This window comes from Mesorhizobium sp. M7A.F.Ca.US.008.03.1.1 (assembly GCF_003997495.1).
GTDB lineage: Bacteria > Pseudomonadota > Alphaproteobacteria > Rhizobiales > Rhizobiaceae > Mesorhizobium.
Window position 1 is genome coordinate 61,864 of the sequence record NZ_RZRU01000002.1, and the last position, 20,124, is coordinate 81,987.

Consider the following 20,124-nt stretch of genomic DNA (forward strand, 5'->3'; position numbering starts at 1 on the left):
TGCCGGAAAAAACCTATCATATTATCCATAATAAACAAGTATGAGTTGTCGCTTATATATAATAAACAGGTTTTGCTGTTTGTTACGAGCACCTTTCCGGCGAAAGTGGTAGCGCTACCATTCCGCAGTGTAAAGCGTCATTCGCACAGTGGCGAATGCGTGTTCACCGGTCGGTGCTCTCGCGGCGCTTGAGTTCGAAACCGAGATCGATGACCCGTTGATCAGGCCTGTTGCCGGCAATTGCCGCGAGCGCCATGGCGACCGCTCGTCGGCCGATCTCGTAGCGGTGAGTGCGGATGCTGGTGACCGATGGAAACGCCACCTGCATCATGTCGAGATCATTGAAGCCGACGATGCCGATCGTCTTCGGCACTGCGATCGAAGCGCGATGGCATTCGAACAACACGCCGAGCGCGATGTCGTCATTGTTGCAGAAGACACCGTCGAGCGTCGGCACCTTGGCCAACGCGTCGCGGAGCATTTCGCGGCCGAGCGACACGCTGGACAGCACCGGCGTGGTGGTGACAAGGCGCGGGTCGAACAGGCCCGCGGCCTCCATAGCCGCGCGATAGCCGGCAAGGCGCCGCTGCGAACGCGGGTCCATGCGCGCGCCGATGAAGCCGATGCGGCGATAGCCCGCCTCGATCAGATGCTCGGTCGCCGCCCTGCCGCCGTCGAGATGCGAGAAGCCGACCATCATGTCGACCGGATCTGGACCGGTTTCCATGACCTGCACCACCGGGCAGCCGGCGTTCTCCAGCAGTTTTCGCGAGGTCGGCGTCTGGTCGATGCCGGCGACGATCAGCGCTGCCGGCCGCTGCGAGCCGAATAGCTGCAGCAGCCGCTCTTCCTCAAGGCCGGAATAGTGGGTGTTGCCAAGCTGGATGCGGAACGGGCTGGCCGACAGGCTGTCATAGATGCCGCGCACCACTTCGGCAAAGACATTGTTGGTAAGTGACGGCACCAGCACGCCGAACACTTCGGCGCGCGCCGAGGCCAGCGCCCGTGCATTCGGGTCCGGCACGTAACCGAGCTCGTCGACGGCGGCCTGGATCTGGCGGCGCAGCTCTTCGGACACACGCTCCGGCTCGCGCAAGGCGCGCGACACGGTGATGGCGCCGACGCCGGCCTTGCGCGCGACATCCGCGATGGTCGGGCGGCCGCCACCCCGGCGTGAGCGCGGCTTGATCACGGACGCGCTCGCCCGGAAACGCACCCGGCAGGGCGCGGTTTCGACACGATCGTCTTTGCTGTCTCCATCTCGTCGGCCCTTTGCCGCCCCAACTCGCCTTCTGGCGTCGCGCGGCACCCGCCGGTTGTCAAGCCAAGGCGCGTGCCGGGCTTACGTGCGTGTGAAGACCACCGACTTCCTTCAGGCCATCGCGGCGGCGCTGCGCCGTGCCCTCCAGAACAGCAGCCCGATCGCCAGAATGTTCAGCAGATTCCAGGCGATGCCGTTCAGGAAGGCAGCGGCATAGGAGCCGGTCAAATCATAGATCCAGCCTGACATCCAGCCGCCGATCGCCATGCCGAAGATGGTCGCCATCATGACGATGCCGATACGCTGGCCGGCCTCCCTGGCCGGCATGTAATCGCGCACGATGATCGCGTAGCAAGGCACGATGCCGCCCTGCGACAGGCCGAACACCAGCGACACCACATAGAGCGAGGCAAGCCCGTCGAACGGGATGTAGAACAGCAGCGACAGGCACTGCAGCACCGAGCCGATCATCAATGTCCACACGGCGCCGATACGGTCGGCGAGGAAGCCGGACGCCAGCCGGCTGACGACGCCGCCCGCCATCATGATCGACAGCATGTCGGCGCCATGTGCGACGCCGTAGCCAAGGTCCATGCAATAGGCGACGATATGCACTTGCGGCATCGACATCGCCACGCAGCAGCCGAGCCCGGCGACGACCAGCAGCACCTGCAAGGCCGCCGGCGACAGCGAGATCGGCTGCACCGACCGGCTTCCGGGCGAACCCGCGGCGAGCGCCTCCGGGGCACCGCGCCGCAGCATCAGCACCAGCGGGACCATGGTGACCAGGCAGAAGATGCCGATTGCCGCATAAGTGAAGCGCCAGCCCTCCGCCTTCATCAGCGTCGGCATGATGGTCGGCCATAACGCCCCGGCAAGGTAATTGCCGGCCGCCGCCGCCGTGACCGCAACACCGCGACGGCGGTTGAACCAGTGCGAGATATCGGCGATCAGCGGCCCGAAGATCACCGATGTGCCGACACCGATCAGCACTCCTTGGGCAAGCGTGAATTGCAGGATCGAGGTCGACAGCGCCGCGAGCAGCAGGCCGGCGGAAAGCGCAATCGAAGAGAGCAGCGCCGGGATCCAGTAACCCATCCGGTCGATGGCGCGACCGACCAGCACGTTGCCGGCGGCGAAACCCACCATGGTCGCAGTGTAAGGCATGGACGCCGCGGCGCGGTCGACGCCGAACTCGGCCTGCACCGCGGGCAGCACGACGACGACAGCCCACATGCCCACGGCGCCGATCGTCGCCAGCAACATCGAGATGGCAAGCCGCATCCAGGCATAGGAGCTGTCGATGCCGGGACCGGGCTGGATGTTGTCGGTTCGGGTCAAGGCGTTTCCTGTCGGCGGTCTCGGAGATCGGCTGCCGTTTGCGCCACTATCGGCGCATTCTCAGGCCGCAGCAGCGCCACAGCGGGCAAATCCGTGGCTCCAGAGCAAGGGCGGAACCGATGCCGATGTGCGGAGTTTCCCGGCAACCCACCCTGCAAAGGAGCTCTGCGATGACCGGCACCAGGAAAAAATGGTCGGCCGAGGTGACCGAGCACAGCGACGCGATGGATCTTGAGGATCACGTCTTCGAATCCGACGACGCCAGGAAGATCGCCGCCTCGCTGAAACGATCCGCCGAACACAGCCACAGGCGCAAGGCCGAGCCTTTTCAGTCCGCCATGTCGATGCTGAATTTTTACATCAACCGCGCCGGCAAGAACTTGCCTGCCGCGCGCAAAAAAGTGCTTGAGGACGCCAAGGACGAACTGCGCAGCGCCTTCGGACGAGACAAGGATGATTAGCGGCGGCCGGTCCGGTCCTACCGGCCGCGGATGACGCCGTCTGTGTTGGCGAGCAGTTTGCGCACGGCATTGCGCGCCGCGTCAGGGCGCTGCAGGCGGATGTTCTTCTCGATCGCCTCGTGCAGCTTCTGCGCGTGGTTGAGATCATCGATCTCCCGCGTCGTGTAGGCAAAGAGATGATCGAAGGCGGATTCGATCAGCACGCCGAGCGGCACCAGCAGGTCGTTGCCCGAAGCCCGCAGGATGGCAAGATGGAAGCGCGTGTCGGCGCGGGTCCGCTCCTGCAGGCTCGTCGCCTCTCCCATCTCACGGCAGGCCAGGCTGATCCCGGCCATCTGCTCGTCGGTTCTTCGCATGGCTGCAAACGCGGTCGCTTCCGGCTCGATGATGTGGCGGAATTCCTGCACCGTCTTGAGGAACACTTCGCGATCCGGCGACGTCGCGTACCAGGCAAGCACATCGCGATCGAGCAGGTTCCAGCGTTCCTTCGGTTCGACCCAACTGCCGATCTTGGGACGTGAGGCCAAAAGGCTCTTGGCCATCAGCATCTTGATGGCCTCGCGCACCGCCGAGCGGCTGACGCTGAAGGTCTCCGACCATTTCGCTTCATTGGGCAGGATGGTGCCGGGCGGATAGTCGCCGCGCACGATCCTGAGGCCGATTTCGCTGGCCAGCGAGGCGTGGACGCTGGAGCCTGGAATACGCGCGGCGTCCGCCCGGCGAACGCCGCCCGGACGGTCCCCCGAGGCCGCTTTCCCCAACGATTTTTCCTTGTTCGGCTTCGCGTCCCGCATGGGCTCCAGAAAGTCCGTATTAAGCAGGCTGTCAAGCGCGGCAAGCGGCTTGCACCGCAAAGCCGCCAGCTGTGCACAGATCAGCCTCGATTGCTTCGCGGATCAGTCCTGCTTGACGTATTTGCGCCAGCTATGCTCCGGGCGGAAGCCCAGCACGTCGCGCGCCTTCCGGTTCGACAGCAGCGTCTCGTATTCGCCGAGTTCGGCCTTGACCGGCACGCCGGGGTAGAACCGCTTCAAGAGTTCGGCAGTCGGCAGGTCGGATGATGTGTCGTCATTGGCCGCGTTGAACACCTGATAGCCGAGCCCGTCCTTCTCTATGGCGCGCAGCGTGATCTGGCCAAGGTCGCGCGCGTCGACATAGCTCCAGGCGATGCGCTTGCGGAAACCCGGATCGGCGAACCATTTCGGAAACAGCGAATATTCGTGCGGCTCGATGACATTGCCGATGCGCAGGGCATAGATGTCGGTGCCATTGCGCTGCGCAAATGCACGCGCCGTCTTCTCGTTGACGACCTTGGACAAAGCATAGCTGTCCATCGGGTCGACATCATACTCCTCGTCTAGCGGGAAATATTTGGGATCGCGCGGCTCGTTGGCGAACACAAGTCCATAGGTCGTCTCGCTGGAGGCGATGATCACCTTGCGGATCCCGAGCTTCACCGCCGCCTCGATGACATTGTAGGTACCAAGCGCATTGATGCGGAACACCTCGTTGTCGGTGGTGATCATGATGCGCGGGATGGCGGCGAAATGCACCACCGCATCGACCGGCTGCGGGCGCAGCGAGGGGTCGAATTCATGCAGGCCCATATAGCTCGACAGTGCGTTGAACACCTGCCCGCTGTCGGTGATGTCGGTGATCAGCGTGCGTACCTTGGGGTTGTCGAGCGGCCTGGTGTCGATGTTGAGCACCTGGCAGCCCTGCTCGACCAGGTACTGGACGACATGGCGTCCGGCCTTGCCGCTGCCGCCGGTGAACATGATCCGCTTCGTCATTTTGCTCTCCACATCCTCAGGAATTTATGTGTATTGTCAGACAATATCGCCATCCGCAACCACCCACGCCTGCAAAACGGCAGCGCCTGACATCAATCATTGCAACAGGACTTGAAGACATGAACACGACTGCCGCCAGCGAAAAGATCGGCTTCATCGGGCTTGGCCTGATGGGCCACGGGATCGCCAAGAACATCGTCGACAAGGGCTACAGCCTGACTTTCCTCGGCCGCAAGAACCGCAAGCCGGCGGAAGATCTTTTGGGCCGAGGCGCCAAGGAAGCGTCTACGTCGCGGGACGTGGCGGCGGCATCGGATATCGTCTTTATCTGCGTCACTGGCTCGCGCGAGGTCGAAGCCATCATTCGCGGCCCCGGCGGCCTCAAGGAGGGCTTGAAAAAGGGCTCGGTCATCGTCGACTGCTCGACCTCCGATCCGGTCTCGACCATTGCGCTTGCCGCTGAGCTCAAGGCGCTCGGCATCGATTTTGTCGACGCACCGCTCAGCCGCACGCCGAAGGAAGCCTGGGAAGGCACGCTCGACGCCATGGTCGGCGCACCGGACACCCTCTTTGCCAGGGTGAAACCGGTGATCGAAACCTGGGCCGGCCGCATCGTCCATATCGGCGACACCGGCGATGGCCATCGCATGAAGCTGCTCAACAATTTCATCTCGCTCGGCTACGCAGCGATCTATTCGGAGGCACTGGCGCTGGCTGAGAAGGTCGGCATCTCGCCGCCGCGCTTCGACAGCGTCATCCGCAATGGCCGCATGGATTGCGGCTTTTACCAGACCTTCATGCGCTGGACGCTGGAAGGTGACCGCGATGCGCACAAATTCACCATCGCCAATGCCTTCAAGGACCTGACCTATCTGGAATCGATGGCGGGTGCGGCCGGCATTGCCAACCCGCTCGGCAACGCTACCAAGAACTCCTTCGCCGGTGCCCATGCAACCGGCCCGGCCGAGCAATTCGTGCCGATGCTGGCGACGCATATCGCTGAGGTGAACGGTGTCGACCTGATGCCGATGAAGGATGGGAAGAAACAGACGATTTGAGATTGCCAAACGCAAGCGTGGATCACCGCCTCCAGCGCCCGATCCCTTCATCGGTATCCGCAAGCAGCTTGTGCACGGCGTTGCGCGCTGCGGCTGGGCGCTGCAGGCGGATGTTCTTTTCGATCGCCTCATGCAGCTTCTGAGCCTGGCGCTGATCGGCGACCTGCTGTGTCGTGAATGCGAAGAGATGGTCGAGCGCCGACTCGATCAGCACGCCGAGCGGCACCAGAAGATCGTTGCCGGAGGCGCGCAGGATGGCGAGATGAAAGCGCGTATCGGCGCGGATACGCTCCTGCAGGCTCAAGGCCTCGCCCATCTCGCGGCAGGCCTGGCTGATTTCCGCCATTTGCTCGTCGCTGCGCCGCATGGCGGCAAAGGCCGACGCTTCCGGCTCGATGATATGACGAAACTCCTGCACGGTTCGCAGGAACGCCTCGCGGTCGGGCGCCGTCGCGTACCAGGCCAGCACGTCGCGGTCGAGCAGGTTCCAGCGCTCCTTCGGCTCGACCCAGCTGCCGATCTTGGGGCGTGAGGCCAACAGGCTCTTCGCCATCAGCATCTTGATGGCTTCGCGCACCGCCGAACGGCTGACATTGAAGATCTCTGCCCATCTGGACTCGTTGGGCAGGATCGTGCCAGGCGGATAGTCGCCACGCACGATCCGCAGGCCAATCTCGCCGGCCAGCGAGACATGGACGCTCGCTCCCGCAAAATGCGCGGCACCAGCCTTCCGCATGACAGCCGGGCCGTGGCTGGCTTGTGCCTTGGCCCGGTCGGTTCGCTTGCTTGACTTCTCGTCCGGCATCCACGTTCCAATGCGTCGACCGTCTGTCGTCCGGACTGGTCCGAACCGCACCGGCGCCGATTTCGTTGCCGAAAAATCCAGATTATGGCCGCGCCAAAGCAGGAGCCTGTTGCCCCAACCCATTGCGTCCGTTCAGGAATTGACGGGGCGCCCAGTCACCGGGCGCCCCGAAATCGAGAACCTACTTCTGGATGCAGGTGTCGACCGTGTCCTTGGTGCATTCGTCGAGGCCGGTGAACACCGGATCGGCGACGGTCTTGCCTTCGACCAGGTCGATCATCACCGACGGTGCCTTGTAGCCCATTTCGAACGGCCGCTGACCGACCAGCGCGGTCACGAGGCCGTCACGAGCGATCGCCACTTCGTCGCCGATCGTGTCGGCGGCGCCGATGACGAAGTCGTTGCTGGCGATCCGGTCTTTGAGCGGTCCGAACAGATCGCGATAGGGCTGCGGCGCGCCGAACAGCGGCCAGCCGCCCATGATGCCGAAGGCGTCAAGCTTGGGGTTGGCGGCGAGGATGTCGGTCATCGCCTGCACGCCCTTGGCGCCGTCGTCATTGGTGAACACCGGGCAGCCCGCAACTTCGGTCCAGCCACCTTCGCCGGCAAGTGCGGCAAGGCCTTCCTTGCCCGACAGTGCGTCACGCATGCCCTGGGCACGGCGCAGGATGTTGTCGGCTGCCGGGTTGCCCTCGATCGTGCAGATCGTGCCGCCATTCGGCTTGCCCTTCTTAATGTACTCGCCGATCTTGTGACCCATCAAATAGTTGTCGGTGCCGAGATAGGTCTTGCGAAGTGCAGCATCTTCCTTGCTGAGGTCGGCATCGAGCGTCATGATCGGGATCGTCGGATTGGCGGTCTTGATCGTCTGCGCGATCAGCGGCGCGTTTGACGGCGAAATCGCCATCGCCACGGTGTCGGCCTTGCTCAGCATATCCTGAACGATCTGCGCCTCGCCGGCTTCGTCGGAAGTCGACGCCGGACCGGTGTAGAAGCATTCATATTCCGAGCTGGCGTTTTCCTTGTTCCATTTCTCGCAGCCCTGGTGGATGGCTTCGAAGAACGGATTGTCGAGACCTTTCACGACAATGACGAGCTGTTTCTTGGCCAAAGCCGGCCCGGCGCCCAACGCCATGGCGGCGACGGCGGCGAGCAAAAGTGTCTTCCTCATGTCAGTCCTCCCTTGAAACAAACGGACACGGCGTGCCCGCCATACAGATCGACCGGATGCATGATGACCGAGGGTCGTTTCGCGAGCGCTCGTGTCGCCAGGACAGATCGATAAGCATTTCCAGATTCGGCTTCAGATCAGCTCACACACAGGTGCCGCCGGATCCTGGACCGTCAAACCTCCGCCGATTCCTGCCGGCGAACCGCCAGCGGGGATCGGCATAATCTCCTCCGACGCTTAGCTAATATCGGCTTGGCGCCAACGTCAATGCTATTTGTCCTACAAAACGGATTTTTAAAATAGTCCTGGCCCAATTCGTCCGACAATTGATTGACGTGCGCCGGCTTTTGCGTAAAAGAACGCTAACGCCGTCTTCGGGAGGAGCCGGGGAGAGCGAGGCCAAAGCAGCGTCGGCATCCAGGCCGGGAACAGCGGCAGGTCGCAAATCACGGGGAGGCAAAGGCTGGTGGCGGTTCTCGAACTCACCAACATCTCAAGGCATTTCGGCGCCATCCAGGCTGTCAACGACGTTTCTCTGTCGATCGAGCCCGGACAGGTGGTCGGCCTCATGGGCGACAACGGCGCCGGCAAGTCGACGCTGGTCAAGATGATCGCCGGCAATTTCCGCCCGAGCCATGGCACCATGCACATGGACGGCAAGGAATTGATCCTGCACAAGCCGGCGGAAGCCCGCCAGCACGGCATCGAGATCGTCCACCAGGACCTTGCGCTCTGCAACAATCTGACCGCCGCCGCCAATGTCTATCTCGGCCGCGAGCTGCGGCGCGGCGTCGGGCCGTTCCGCATCCTCGACTATGCCTCGATGTACAAGCGTGCCGGCCAGCTCTTCGCCGAATTGAAGTCCGAAACCCGTCCGCGCGACCTCGTCAAGCAGATGTCGGGTGGCCAGCGCCAGGCGGTGGCCATTGCCCGCACCATGCTGTCGCAGGCCAAGATCGTGCTGATGGACGAACCGACGGCGGCGATCTCGGTGCGCCAGGTCGCCGAAGTGCTGAACCTGATCCGCCATTTGCGCGATCAAGGCATCGCCGTCGTGCTGATCAGCCACCGCATGCCCGACGTCTTCACCGTCGCCGACCGCGTCATCGTCATGCGGCGCGGCCGCAAGGTCGCCGACAAGACGATTGCGTCGAGTTCGCCCGAGGAAGTCACCGGGCTGATCACCGGCGCCATCGAACAGGTTTGATTTCAAGCGAATTCCACCACGCACAGCAAATGAAGGTCGACGATGGCACTGACAATTGACCAGCCGATCGAGCACAAGCGGCAATCCCTGCCGGCAAGACTGTTTGCCAGCCAGACTTTCTGGGTGGTGATCTCCGTCATCCTTGCCTGCGTGTTCCTGTCGTTTGCCACCGACGCCTTCGCCACGTCGAAGAACCTCTACAACATCACCCGCAACATCACCTTCGTCGCCATCATCGCGCTCGGCATGACCTTCGTCATCATCACCGGCGGCATCGACCTGTCTGTCGGCTCGGTGCTGTGTCTGTCCTCGATGGTTCTGGCCGTCACCATGCATGCCGGCTATTCGATCGAGGCCGGCATCCTGGCTTCCATTGCCACCGCGCTCGCCATCGGCGCCTTCAACGGCATATTGATCGCCTATCTCGGCTTTCCACCGTTCGTGGTGACACTCGGCATGCTGTCGATCGCCCGAAGCCTCGCCATGGTCGCCTCCAACAACACCGTCGTCTTCCAGTTCGGGCCGGACCACGCCAAGCTTCTGGCACTGGGCGGCGGCGCCTGGGTGTTCGGCATCGCCAACCCGGTGCTCTATATGATCCTTCTGGCGCTGATCACCGGCTTCATCCTGCGCTGGACCAAGTTCGGCCGCCACATCTTCGCCATTGGCGGCAACGAGCACGCGGCGACGCTGACCGGCGTTCCGGTGCGCCAGATCAAGGTTGCCGTCTACATGATTTCGGCGCTGTCGGCAGGCATTGCCGGCATCATCCAGACCGGCTGGCTGGGCGCCGTCACCACCAATCTCGGCACCGGCATGGAGTTGCAGGTGATCGCCGCCACCGTCATTGGCGGCGCCAATCTGGCCGGCGGCGTCGGCACTGCCTTCGGCGCCATCGTCGGCGCGGCCCTGATCGAGGTGATCCGCAACAGTCTCGGCCTGCTCGGCATCAATGCTTTCTGGCAAGGCGTCTTCATCGGCGGCGCCATCCTGCTGGCGGTGCTGTTCGACCGCATCCGCAATTTCCGCCGCAGCGACTAAGCCGACGGTTGATGGCCAACTCCCTGTTCAGCCTCGAGGGGCGGGTGGCGCTGGTGACTGGCTCCGGCCAAGGCATCGGCTTCGCGCTGGCTCGGGGCCTGGCCGAACATGGTGCAAGCGTGGTGCTGAACGGTCGCGACACCGCCAGGATCGGCGGTGCCGTCGAAAAGCTGCGCAATGCCGGCTTCAAGGCGCATGCCTCGGTATTCGACGTCACCGATTTTCAGGCGATCAACGAGGACATTGCCCGCATCGAGGCCGAGATCGGCGCCATCGACATCCTCATCAACAATGCCGGCATACAATTCCGCGCCCCACTCGAGGACTTTCCCGAGGAGCAATGGGAGCGGCTGTTCAAGACCAATGTGTCGGGCGCCTTCCAGGCCGGCAAGGCGGTCGCCCGCCACATGATCCCGCGCGGCAAGGGCAAGATCATCAACATCGGTTCGGTGCAGAGCGAACTGGCAAGGCCGAACATCGCGCCCTACACCGCAACCAAGGGCGCGATCAGGAACCTGACAAGGGGCATGTGCGCCGACTGGGCAAAGCACGGCCTGCAGATCAATGCGATCGCGCCCGGCTATTTCCGCACCGAGATGAACCAGGCGCTGGTCGACAATCCGGAATTTTCCGGCTGGCTGGAAAAGCGCACGCCGGCCGGGCGCTGGGGCAATGTCGACGAGCTGATCGGCGCCGCCGTGTTCCTTGCCTCCGACGCCTCGTCTTTCGTCAACGGCCATACGCTGTATGTCGATGGCGGCATGACGGCTTCGGTTTGAGGCGGCAATCCTCCCAACCGCTATTCGTTCCAGTGCCTATCGCTCAGTCTGAAAATCCGGCCTCACTGGCCGTCATTCGCCCTCGCCGCTCCCGCGCGTCTTGACGCGGCCCTGAACTCGGCCGCACAATCCCTGTTGCAGACGAAGGGAGGCCAGTCGTCTGCGGGAGGATATACCCATGACGGAAGCGATCAGGCTCTACTGGGGCCGGTTCGGACATGTTTCTATCCTGAATGTCGCAAGCGACTTCGTCACCCATGCCCATGTCGAGGCCCATCTGATCATCTGGCTGGAAGGCACGGCCGGCGAAATGACCATCGGCCGCGAGACCGTGCGGCTTGGACCTGGAACGGCCGCCGGCATCAACTCCTTCCAGCCGCACAGCCATGTTCTGTCGCAAAACGGGACGCCCGGTCTGTTTCTCGCCTTCTACATCGATCCCGACTGGGCGCGGCGCCGCCGCGACCTGCCTTCGTCGGCGCCGCTGTTTTCAAGAGCCGCGATCACATTGGAACCGTGGCTGCATCAGGCCGCCGCCAATCTGCTCGACCACCTCAGCGACAATGAGAGCGTCGACGATATCGCCAACTACGAGATCGAGCGTTTCATCGATAGCGTGCTCGACGCAGCCGACGCCTCGGCACCGCAGGAGACCCGTCTCCGCATCAACACCATGCAGGATTTTCGTGTCCGCAAGGCAATCCAGCTGATGAAGGCCAATGTCTGCGAGCGCATCTGCTTCGACGACGTGGCGCGCAGCGTCGGGCTGTCGCGACCGCATTTCTTCGCTTTGTTCAAGGAACAGACCAATCTGACGCCCAATGTCTACTGGAACACGCTGCGCATGGAAGAAGCGGTGCGGCAGCTGCAATGGTCCCAGGAACCGCTGATCTCGGTCGCCTGCAATCTCGGCTTCACCACGCAGGGCAATTTCTCGCGCTTCTTCCGCGATCATGTCGGCGTGCCGCCGACGCTCTACCGCGAAGCCGCGCGGGCGATCGCCTGAACCAACCGCCCTTTTTCAGACTCCTTGATAGGCGCTCAAGACGCATTGATAAGCGCCGCTGAAATGGCCGCCCTACCCTTGCACCGGATCGCTTTTGCAAGGGAACATTTGAATGGCCAAAGTCACCATTTCCAGCGTCATCGACGCGCCGGTCGAAAAGGTCTGGGCGCGCATACGAGACTTCAACGGGCTGCCGGGCTGGCATCCGCGCATGGTGGAAAGCCACATTGAAGACGGCAAGGATGCCACCACGATCGGCTGCGTGCGCAATTTCCAGCTCGCCAGCGGCCCCCGCCTGCGCGAAAAGCTGCTCGACTTTTCCGACCAGAATTTCCTGGTCAGCTACTCCATCCTGGAGACGCCGCAGCCGCTGACCAACCACAAGGCGACCCTGCAGCTGCGGCGCGTGACCGATGGCGACCGCACCTATGCCGAATGGACCGCCAGCTTCGACGCCGCTCCCGAGGAAGCCGACAAGCTGGCCGACGGCATGGGCACCAATGTCTTTCAGGGCGGCTTCAATGCCCTGAAAAGCCATTTCGCCGGCCAGAGCTGACAGGAGCCAAACCATGGCGCTGGCACTGCAGACTTTTGCAACGGTGAAAGACGCGAACGCGGCACTGAAAACCCAGGGCACACGCTACCTCGGTGGCGGCACGCTGGTCGTCCGCGCGGCCAATGAAGGCGACGTCTCGGTTTCCGGCCTTATCAGGTTGACCGAGCCGTCCCTGTCCACCATCGCCGTTGCCGGCGATAAAGTCCGCATCGGCGCTTCGGTGACCATGGCGGCGATCGCCGGCCATCCGGAGCTTGGCACGCTCGCCAAGGCCGCCCGCGCCGTCGGTGGTCCGGCCATCCGCAACATGGCGACCGTCGGCGGCAATCTTTTTGCCCCGGCCCCCTATGGCGATTTCGCCGTTGCCCTGTTGGCGCTCGATGCGACGGTCAGCACCGATGGCGGCGAAACATCGATCGAGACTTTCCTGGCCAATCGGGACGGCAGCCGCGCCGTCGTCACTTCCGTGAGCTTCACGCTTCCGAAGGCCGACAGTTTCCGCTTCCTGAAAGTGTCGAGGGTCAAGCCTAAGGGCGTCTCTGTGCTCAGCATAGCCGGTGCTCTGGAACTGTCGTCGGATGGCACCGTGACCTCGGCGCGGATCGCGCTCGGCTGCATGGCGGATCGGCCAATGCGCGCCAGCGCGGCGGAAAAGGCGCTGATCGGTCGAACGCTGACGGCTGACGGCATCGCGCCGGCCTTGGCCGCGGCCGGTGATGGGACCTCGCCCATCACCGACCCGATCGCCAGCACCTGGTATCGCGCCGAAGTCCTGCCGGTTCATCTCGGCCGATTGCTGCTCGCATAATATTTCGTTCGGGGGCGCGCGTCTGTCCGCTGGTTCGGGCAGGCGCGCTGGGAGGAAAACATGGCAAAGGTTCCGGTTCAATTCACGCTCAACGGCTCGGAAAAGGCCGAATTCATCGACAGCGGCACGACGTTGCTGCACGCCTTGCGCGACAAGATCGGCGACACCTCGCCGAAAGGCGGCTGCCATCAAGGCACCTGCGGCGCCTGTTCGGTCATCATCGACGGCGAACTCAGGCTCTCCTGCCTGACGCTGGTCGAGACCTGCAATGGCGCCGTCATCAGCACCACGTCAGGGCTTTCCGAGGCTGGCGTCCTGCATCCGCTGCAGCGCGCCTTCCTCGACACCTTCGCCACGCAATGCGGCTTCTGCACGCCGGGCATGATCATGGCGGCCAAGGTGTTGCTCGACCATACGCCCAACCCCAGCCGCGACGAGGTGATCGAGGCGCTGTCGGGCAACATCTGCCGCTGCACCGGCTACGAGCCGATCATCCAGGCGGTGCTGACCGCCGCGCGGTCCAACTCTCAGAACGCGGCTTGAGGTTACAAAACATGGAACTGCGCAAGAGCTACTTCGCCGATGTCCGCAAGGATGATCTGCACGAGATCGGCCAACCGCGGCCGCGCTCGGATTCACCCGGCCATGTCACCGGCAAGACCGCCTTTTTCGCCGACCGCAACTTTCCCGGCATGCTGCACCTGAAGATGGTGCGCAGCCCGCATCACCATGCCCGCATCCGCTCGATCGACACCTCCGAGGCGGAAAAACATCCAGGTGTGGTGAAGATTCTGACCGCCAAGGACGTGCCGCACAATGTCTACACCATCCTGATCCTGATCCAGGTCGGGCCGGAGGACGAGACGGTGCTTGCCGACGGCAAGGTGCGCTGGAAGGGGGAGGCCGTGGTGGCGGTGCTGGCCGAAACCGAGCGCGCGGCGCAAGAAGCGGCCGCCAAGGTCAAGGTCGACTATGAGGTGCTGCCGGCCGTCTTCGACATGGAAGAGGCGCTGAAGCCTGGCGCGCCGCTGGTCAACGAATATCACGGCCAGAATTACTATCTCTACGACAGCGGCGAGTGCCGCAAGGTGCGCTTCGGCGACGTCGAGGCGGGCTTCGCCGGCGCCGACCACATCTTGGAGGAGAGCTACCAGTCCTCGCCGATCGAGCACGCGCCGACCGAGACCACCGGCTGCGTGGTGGCACCTGAGGGCAATGACCGCTTCACCTGCTACACCAACACGCAGGCGATGTTCTTCACGCTCGACAACACCTCGATCATCCTGCAGATGCCGGGCAGCAAATTGCATTTCGTCGGCGGCACCGTCGGCGGCGGCTTTGGCGGCAAGGTCGACGTCATCGTCGAGCCGATCGCCATCCTCGGCGCAAAATTAACAGGACGACCAGTCTGTTTTATCTACAGCCGCGAGGAGGAGATGCAGATCTCGTCGCCGCGAGCGGCCGAAAAGGTCGTCATCAAGGACGGCGTCATGAAGGACGGCCGCATCGTCGCGCGCAAGGTCACCGGCTATACCGACGCCGGCGCCTATTCGCGCCACTCGCCCTATGGCGCGCAAAAGGGTGCCGGGCACTATCCCGGCCCTTACACCATCCCGAACGTCTGGATTGACACCTATTGCGTCTACACCAACCGCACGCCCTCCTCCGCCATGCGCGGTTTCGGCGTCACCATCGGCGATTTCGCGCTGGAGGTGCAGATGGACAAGCTGGCGCGGCTGATCGGAATGGATCCGCTCGAATTCCGCTTCATCAACGCCTATCGCGACGGCGATATGAAAGCGCACCGCCAGCCGACCGAGGGTGCGGCGCTGATCGAATGCATGCAGGAAGCTTCGCGCGCCGCCAACTGGCCGGTGGCGGAAAAGTACATGGCGATGTCGTCCTACGTGAAGGGAGCTTGAGATGGCGATCAGGCGTGGACGCGGCGTTGCCGCGATCAATTATCCCACAGGCATGAACCTCGGCGGCGACCCGACCCAGGCGCTGGTGCATTCGACGCCGACAGGCAATTTCATGGTGACGCTGTCATCGGTCGATCTCGGCCAGGGCATGAAGCAGATCATGGCGCAGATCTGCGCCGAGACCATCGGCGTACCAACCGACCGTGTCGTCGTCGACACCGCCGACACCGACACCGGCCCGCACTGCATGGGCACGTTTGCCTCGCGCGGCACGCACCGCGCCGGTAACGCCGTCATCCAGGCGGCCAGGGAAGCCCGCCAGGTGATGCTGGAAGTGGCGGCCGAGGAGCTGGAGGTCAACGCCTCCGATCTCGAGACCGACGGCCAGGGCAACATCCTGGTCAAAGGCGCACCGCAAAAGTCGATCTCGATCTTCGATGTCGCGCTGTCGGCGCATTTCAAGCGCGGCCGCTCGATCTCGGGCCGCGGCATGTTCCTGATCCCGCGCTCCTATCCGGAGAAGGAGACCGGCGCGATGAAGCCGTCGACCTGTTACGCGCATGCCTGCACCGTGGCCGAAGTCGAAGTCGACGACGAGACCGGCGAGGTCACCGTGTTGACGGTCAAGAACGTCTTCGAGATCGGCCGCGCACTAAACCCGAAAATGGTCGAGCAGCAGCTGGTCGGCGGCTCTTGGATGGGCATCAGCCACGCGCTCTATGAGACGACCGAGCCCTACTATCCCAACCGCGACCATGGCGGCACCGACTTCAACCAGTATCTGATGCCGGGCCCCGGCGACCTCGCCGAGACCGAGATCATTGTGCTGGAGCGGCCATCGGCAGACGGACCATACGGCGCCAAGGGGCCGGGCGAAATGTGCGCCAACCCGCAAATCCCCGCGGTCGCCAATGCCGTCTTCGACGCTGTCGGCGTGCGCATCGACACCCTGCCGATCACGCCGGAGCGCATCCTGCGCGCGCTGAAGGCGCAGGCGGCGAATTGAGGGCTGGAATGACAGGGACAGGCGCCGAGACTGTCGCAACGTCGCCGGAGGCGGTGGCGCAGCACCTTGCCACCTCGCGCTATCTGGCGGATGAAAGCCTTTCGACCGCCATCTTCCTGGCGATCAGGCTGGGCAAGCCGCTGCTGCTCGAAGGCGCACCGGGCGTCGGCAAGACCGAGGCGGCCAAGGCGATCGCGCAACTGCTTGGCCGCGATCTGGTGCGGCTGCAATGCTATGAAGGCATCGACGCCGCGCATGCGCTCTACGAATGGAATTACCAGCGCCAGCTGCTCGCCATCCGCCACGCCGGCGAGCATGAGATCGACATTTACGACGACCGTTTCCTGATCGCCCGGCCGCTCCTGCAGGTGCTGAAGGCGCCGGAACAGCGCGTGCTGCTGGTCGACGAGATCGACCGCTCGGACCATGAATTCGAAGCGCTGCTTCTGGAATTCCTCTCCGACTTCCAAATCAGCATTCCCGAGCGCGGCACCATCCGCGCCACGGCACAGCCGATCGTCATCCTGACCTCGAACCGCACCCGCGAACTCGCCGAAGCGCTGCGCCGCCGCTGCGTCTACCACTGGATCGGCTATCCCGACGCCGAGCGCGAGGCCGCCATCATCCTGCTGCGCGCCGGCAACGTGGCTGAAGCAACGGCGCGCGCCGTGGCGGCGGCCGTGCAGACCATCCGCGCCCGCCCGCTGGCCAAGCCGCCGGGGATCGCCGAGGCGGTCGAATGGGCTAACGCCGCCACCATCCTGGAGAAGGGCGGCAGCCTGTGGCCCGAAGCCTTCCGCCGCGCCATCGGCGTGCTGATCAAGGACGAGGAGGACCTCTCCTACATCGCGCCGGAGCTTGGCCGGATTGTCGAGGAGGCGCTGGCGTGAGCCGCGATCTCAACAATCCCTCCTCCCCGTTCATTCTGCAACGCTGGCGGGACTGCACCCCTCTCTGTCCTGCCGGACATCTCCCCCTCAAGGGGGGAGATCAGCTGTCATCTCGGCTTTCGCCAATCTCTAAGGTCTCCGAACGGAGCGAAGCGCCGAAGCTGCCAATCTCCCCCCTTGAGGGGGAGATGTCCGGCAGGACAGAGGGGGGCGCCACGCAATGATGCGGGAAACAAGCATGCCCCGCGCCGCCGCACCTCTGCTCGGCTTCGGCCGGCTGCTGCGCCGCTACGGCTTTGCCGTAGCCCCCGAGCAGGTCTCCGGCTTCATGCAGGCGGTGACGTTGCTCGGCCCGCGCTCGATGGCCGACATCCGCGAGGCGGCGCTCGCGACGCTGGCGCCGCCGCCCGACCGCCGCGACGAATTCGAGGCGCATTTCCAGAGCCATTTCTATGGCAACACATCCGCCGTGGTCGAAAGCGACGCCGACGAGGAAACTCGCATCAAGGATGATGGCGGCGCCGACGACGAACGGATCGAGGCCGAGCAGCAGCAAGAGGGCGGCGAGCTGTCCTCGGCGCTGGAGCAACTGAGTACCCGCGACTTCCAGCGCGATGATGACAGGCTGACCGCCTTTCGTCGCAAACTCTCGACCGCTTTACCAGCCCGGCGCTCCTTCCGCACGATACGCACCCACTCCCGCGGCAAGCTCGATTTGCGCCGGTCGCTCAGGGAAATCGTCAGCGCCGATGGCGACGTGCCCTCGCCGCTGCTGCGCCGCCGCCAGACCGTCCCGCGAAAGCTGCTGCTGCTGATCGATGTCTCCGGCTCGATGAAACTGCACACGGCGGACTATCTCAAGCTGGCGCATGCCGCCGTGCAAGGCGCCGACCGTGCCGAAATCTTCACCTTCGGCACGCGGCTGACCCGCATCACCACGGCATTGCGCATCCGCGACCGCAGCCAGGCGCTGGCGCGCGCCGCTGCCCAGGTCGACGATTGGGACGGCGGCACCCGCATGGGACCGACGCTGCTCGCTTTCCTCTCGGTGCCGCGCTTTTCCGCCTTCGCGCGCGGTGCCGCGGTTGTCATCCTGTCCGACGCGCTGGAGCGCGGCGATCATGGCGAGCTGGAGACAGCGATGCGGCGGCTGAGCGCCCGCGCTTTCCGGCTGTCGCTGGCCACACCGCTAGCCGGCGACCCGCGCTTCCGGCCGGCAACGGCGGCACTGCGCGCCATCCTGCCCGCGCTCGACGATCTGGTCGACGGCTCATCGCTCGCCGGCCTCACCGATTTCATCCTGTCGCTCGCCCGCCCTGCCCCGGCGGCGGCGGCAATCTGGAAGAGGGTTTCATGATGCAGAAAGTCATAGACGCGCATTTCCACATCTGGCGCCAGAAGGACCAGCCCTGGCTGGTCGGACCGATGGTGCCGCGCATCTTCGGCCCCTACGAGCCGATCCGGCGCGATTACCCGATCGAGGAATTTCTGGCTGACCAGCAAGGCGCCGGTGTCGAGAAAGCCGTCTATGTCCAGACCAACTGGGCCAAGGAGGATTTCGAGAAGGAAGTCGCCTTCCTGCAGAAGACCGCTGACGAGACTGGCTGGCCGCATGCCATCGTCGGCTACACCGACATGACCGTCGACGACATCAGGCCTCAGATCGATCGCTTGAAAAAATATCCGCTGCTGCGCGGCGTGCGCATGCAGCTGCACTGGCACGAGACGCCGGCCTTCCGTTTCGCAGCTTCGGCCGACCAGGTGATCGACCCGAAGGTGCGCGCCAACGTGGCGCGGCTCAAGGATTATGGCTTGTCCTTCGACTTGCAGCTCTTCCCCGCCCAGATGAAGGACGGCCTGACGCTGGTCGGCGAAAACCCGCAGACCAATTTCATCCTCACCCATGCCGGCATGCTGACCGGAATGGAGCCGGAAACCACGGAAGCCTGGAAGGAAGGCCTACGCACGCTGTCCGCGGCGCCCAATTTCTACGCCAAGCTCTCCGGCCTCGGCACCTTCATCCATCGCAACGACCCAGCGCTGATCGCCTACATCGTCGACAACGCGATCGACATATTGGGCGCCGACCATCTGATGTTCGGCTCGAACTTCCCGATCGAGAAACTGTGGACCAACCACGCCGAACTGATCAAGGCGTACCGCGATGCGGTGGCCAGGCATGGTTCGGCAGCGGAGGCGGATATCTTCTGGAACACGGCGCAGAAGATTTACCGGCCGGTGTGACGCTTCACTTCACCTCGAACTGCGGATCGACCGGGATCTGCAGCGCCGTCACCATATGGTTGGTCTGCCCAGCCAATCCGATGATCGACACCAGCTCGCCATGCTGGGCATCGGTCATGCCCTTGGCGCGGGCTGCCGCCGTATGCGAATGGACGCAGTAGGAGCAGCCATTGGCGGTCGACACCGCGATGTAGATCATCTCCTTGGTCAGCGGATCGATGGCGCTGTCGGCGACCATCACCACCTTCAACTGCTCCCAGGTCCGCTTCAGCGCCGCCGGATCATTGGCCAGCCCGCGCCAGAAATTGTTGACGAAATCGGATTTCCGCGTCGCGCGGATGTCGTCGAACACGGCTTTCACGGCCGGGATTTTCTCCACCTCGGCGTCAGTCAGAAGTCTTGTGGTGGCCATGGCATTCTCCCTTCGTTGGATCGTCGTGAGTTGGCTGAATCAAGTCCTGAGCAACTGGAGCTAACCGCTTTGTATGATTCATTTTTTGATGCGGTTGACTGACAACCATGGAGGTTGGCCGAGACCCCTCACCTTCGTCATCCACGGGCGAAGCAAGGAGCGAAGCTCCGTCGCGGAGACCCGAGGATCCATTCCGTGACATCAGTCGAAGAGTGCAGCGGAGCAGAACTCTGCACTGCAGCGACGCTTTGCAGTCGCGGCATGGATCCTAGGGTCTGCGCCACGTCGCTGCGCTCCTTGCTTCGCCCTAGGATGACGAATGGACTGACGTCCCGGCCAATTGTCTGAGTGCGCACCGCCCAG

General features: G+C 63.6%; 21 protein-coding genes. 14 read left to right on the plus strand and 7 right to left on the minus strand.

What is annotated here, in order from left to right; translation table 11 throughout:
- Positions 1-163: 163 nt before the first annotated feature.
- Both EOA16_RS03090 and EOA16_RS03095 read right to left on the minus strand, forming a co-directional pair.
- The gene (locus tag EOA16_RS03090) at positions 164-1,192 is read right to left on the minus strand and encodes a LacI family DNA-binding transcriptional regulator (protein ID WP_127255427.1); all 1,029 of its coding nucleotides are present in this window, start codon (positions 1,190-1,192) and stop codon (positions 164-166) included.
- Positions 1,193-1,372: 180 nt separating this feature from the next.
- Positions 1,373-2,602: an MFS transporter gene (locus EOA16_RS03095; RefSeq protein WP_127255429.1), complete on the minus strand. Its 1,230-nt coding sequence runs from the start codon at positions 2,600-2,602 to the stop codon at positions 1,373-1,375.
- A 170-nt stretch (positions 2,603-2,772) separates the two neighbouring features.
- Here EOA16_RS03095 and EOA16_RS03100 point away from each other — a divergent pair, with 170 nt between their 5' ends.
- Positions 2,773-3,063, plus strand: coding sequence for a DUF3175 domain-containing protein (locus EOA16_RS03100; RefSeq protein ID WP_164754093.1), 291 nt, complete (start codon positions 2,773-2,775; stop codon positions 3,061-3,063).
- A gap of 17 nt (positions 3,064-3,080) precedes the next feature.
- Here the strand turns inward: EOA16_RS03100 and EOA16_RS03105 are convergent, their stop codons facing one another.
- Positions 3,081-3,857, minus strand: a complete 777-nt coding sequence (locus EOA16_RS03105; RefSeq protein WP_127255433.1) for a FadR/GntR family transcriptional regulator — start codon at positions 3,855-3,857, stop codon at positions 3,081-3,083.
- Between the two features lie 102 nt (positions 3,858-3,959).
- Complete coding sequence (locus tag EOA16_RS03110) at positions 3,960-4,856, minus strand: NAD(P)-dependent oxidoreductase (RefSeq protein ID WP_127255435.1); 897 nt, start codon at positions 4,854-4,856, stop codon at positions 3,960-3,962.
- 119 nt (positions 4,857-4,975) lie between these two features.
- On the opposite strand from EOA16_RS03110, the gene EOA16_RS03115 reads away from it, so the two are divergent.
- Positions 4,976-5,914, plus strand: a complete 939-nt coding sequence (locus tag EOA16_RS03115; RefSeq protein WP_127255437.1) for an NAD(P)-dependent oxidoreductase — start codon at positions 4,976-4,978, stop codon at positions 5,912-5,914.
- Positions 5,915-5,936: 22 nt separating this feature from the next.
- Here the strand turns inward: EOA16_RS03115 and EOA16_RS03120 are convergent, their stop codons facing one another.
- Together EOA16_RS03120 and EOA16_RS03125 are read right to left on the minus strand one after the other, a co-directional pair.
- On the minus strand, positions 5,937-6,719 hold the full coding sequence (locus EOA16_RS03120; protein WP_127255439.1) for a FadR/GntR family transcriptional regulator: 783 nt from the start codon (positions 6,717-6,719) through the stop codon (positions 5,937-5,939).
- 181 nt (positions 6,720-6,900) lie between these two features.
- Positions 6,901-7,890, minus strand: coding sequence for a sugar-binding protein (locus EOA16_RS03125; protein WP_127255441.1), 990 nt, complete (start codon positions 7,888-7,890; stop codon positions 6,901-6,903).
- Positions 7,891-8,356: 466 nt separating this feature from the next.
- Here EOA16_RS03125 and EOA16_RS03130 point away from each other — a divergent pair, with 466 nt between their 5' ends.
- From EOA16_RS03130 to EOA16_RS03190, 12 genes are all read left to right on the plus strand, one after another.
- Positions 8,357-9,097 carry an ATP-binding cassette domain-containing protein gene (locus EOA16_RS03130; protein WP_013530854.1) on the plus strand — a complete coding sequence of 247 codons (741 nt, stop codon included), beginning with the start codon at positions 8,357-8,359 and terminating at the stop codon, positions 9,095-9,097.
- A gap of 42 nt (positions 9,098-9,139) precedes the next feature.
- Positions 9,140-10,138 (plus strand): ABC transporter permease, encoded by a 999-nt coding sequence (locus EOA16_RS03135; RefSeq protein WP_127255443.1) that lies wholly within the window; start codon positions 9,140-9,142, stop codon positions 10,136-10,138.
- An 11-nt stretch (positions 10,139-10,149) separates the two neighbouring features.
- Positions 10,150-10,917 (plus strand): SDR family oxidoreductase, encoded by a 768-nt coding sequence (locus tag EOA16_RS03140; RefSeq protein ID WP_127255445.1) that lies wholly within the window; start codon positions 10,150-10,152, stop codon positions 10,915-10,917.
- Between the two features lie 178 nt (positions 10,918-11,095).
- Positions 11,096-11,923, plus strand: coding sequence for an AraC family transcriptional regulator (locus EOA16_RS03145; RefSeq protein WP_127255447.1), 828 nt, complete (start codon positions 11,096-11,098; stop codon positions 11,921-11,923).
- Between the two features lie 112 nt (positions 11,924-12,035).
- Positions 12,036-12,479, plus strand: a complete 444-nt coding sequence (locus EOA16_RS03150; protein ID WP_127255449.1) for an SRPBCC family protein — start codon at positions 12,036-12,038, stop codon at positions 12,477-12,479.
- A gap of 13 nt (positions 12,480-12,492) precedes the next feature.
- Positions 12,493-13,287, plus strand: a complete 795-nt coding sequence (locus EOA16_RS03155) for an FAD binding domain-containing protein (protein ID WP_127255451.1) — start codon at positions 12,493-12,495, stop codon at positions 13,285-13,287.
- A gap of 60 nt (positions 13,288-13,347) precedes the next feature.
- The gene (locus tag EOA16_RS03160; protein ID WP_127255453.1) at positions 13,348-13,830 is read left to right on the plus strand and encodes a (2Fe-2S)-binding protein; all 483 of its coding nucleotides are present in this window, start codon (positions 13,348-13,350) and stop codon (positions 13,828-13,830) included.
- A gap of 11 nt (positions 13,831-13,841) precedes the next feature.
- Positions 13,842-15,209 (plus strand): xanthine dehydrogenase family protein molybdopterin-binding subunit, encoded by a 1,368-nt coding sequence (locus EOA16_RS33470; RefSeq protein WP_127255455.1) that lies wholly within the window; start codon positions 13,842-13,844, stop codon positions 15,207-15,209.
- 1 nt (position 15,210) lies between these two features.
- Positions 15,211-16,215, plus strand: coding sequence for a molybdopterin cofactor-binding domain-containing protein (locus EOA16_RS33475; protein WP_023756899.1), 1,005 nt, complete (start codon positions 15,211-15,213; stop codon positions 16,213-16,215).
- Between the two features lie 8 nt (positions 16,216-16,223).
- The gene (locus EOA16_RS03175) at positions 16,224-17,105 is read left to right on the plus strand and encodes a MoxR family ATPase (protein WP_127255457.1); all 882 of its coding nucleotides are present in this window, start codon (positions 16,224-16,226) and stop codon (positions 17,103-17,105) included.
- 220 nt (positions 17,106-17,325) lie between these two features.
- Complete coding sequence (locus tag EOA16_RS03185; protein WP_127255458.1) at positions 17,326-18,462, plus strand: VWA domain-containing protein; 1,137 nt, start codon at positions 17,326-17,328, stop codon at positions 18,460-18,462.
- A complete protein-coding gene (locus tag EOA16_RS03190; RefSeq protein WP_164754117.1) occupies positions 18,462-19,349 on the plus strand; it encodes an amidohydrolase in 888 nt (295 codons plus the stop codon). Before EOA16_RS03185 ends, EOA16_RS03190 begins: the two co-directional genes overlap by 1 nt.
- 4 nt (positions 19,350-19,353) lie before the next feature.
- On the opposite strand, the gene EOA16_RS03195 is transcribed toward EOA16_RS03190, so the two are convergent.
- A complete protein-coding gene (locus EOA16_RS03195) occupies positions 19,354-19,761 on the minus strand; it encodes a carboxymuconolactone decarboxylase family protein (protein WP_127255462.1) in 408 nt (135 codons plus the stop codon).
- Between the last annotated feature and the right edge of the window lie 363 nt (positions 19,762-20,124).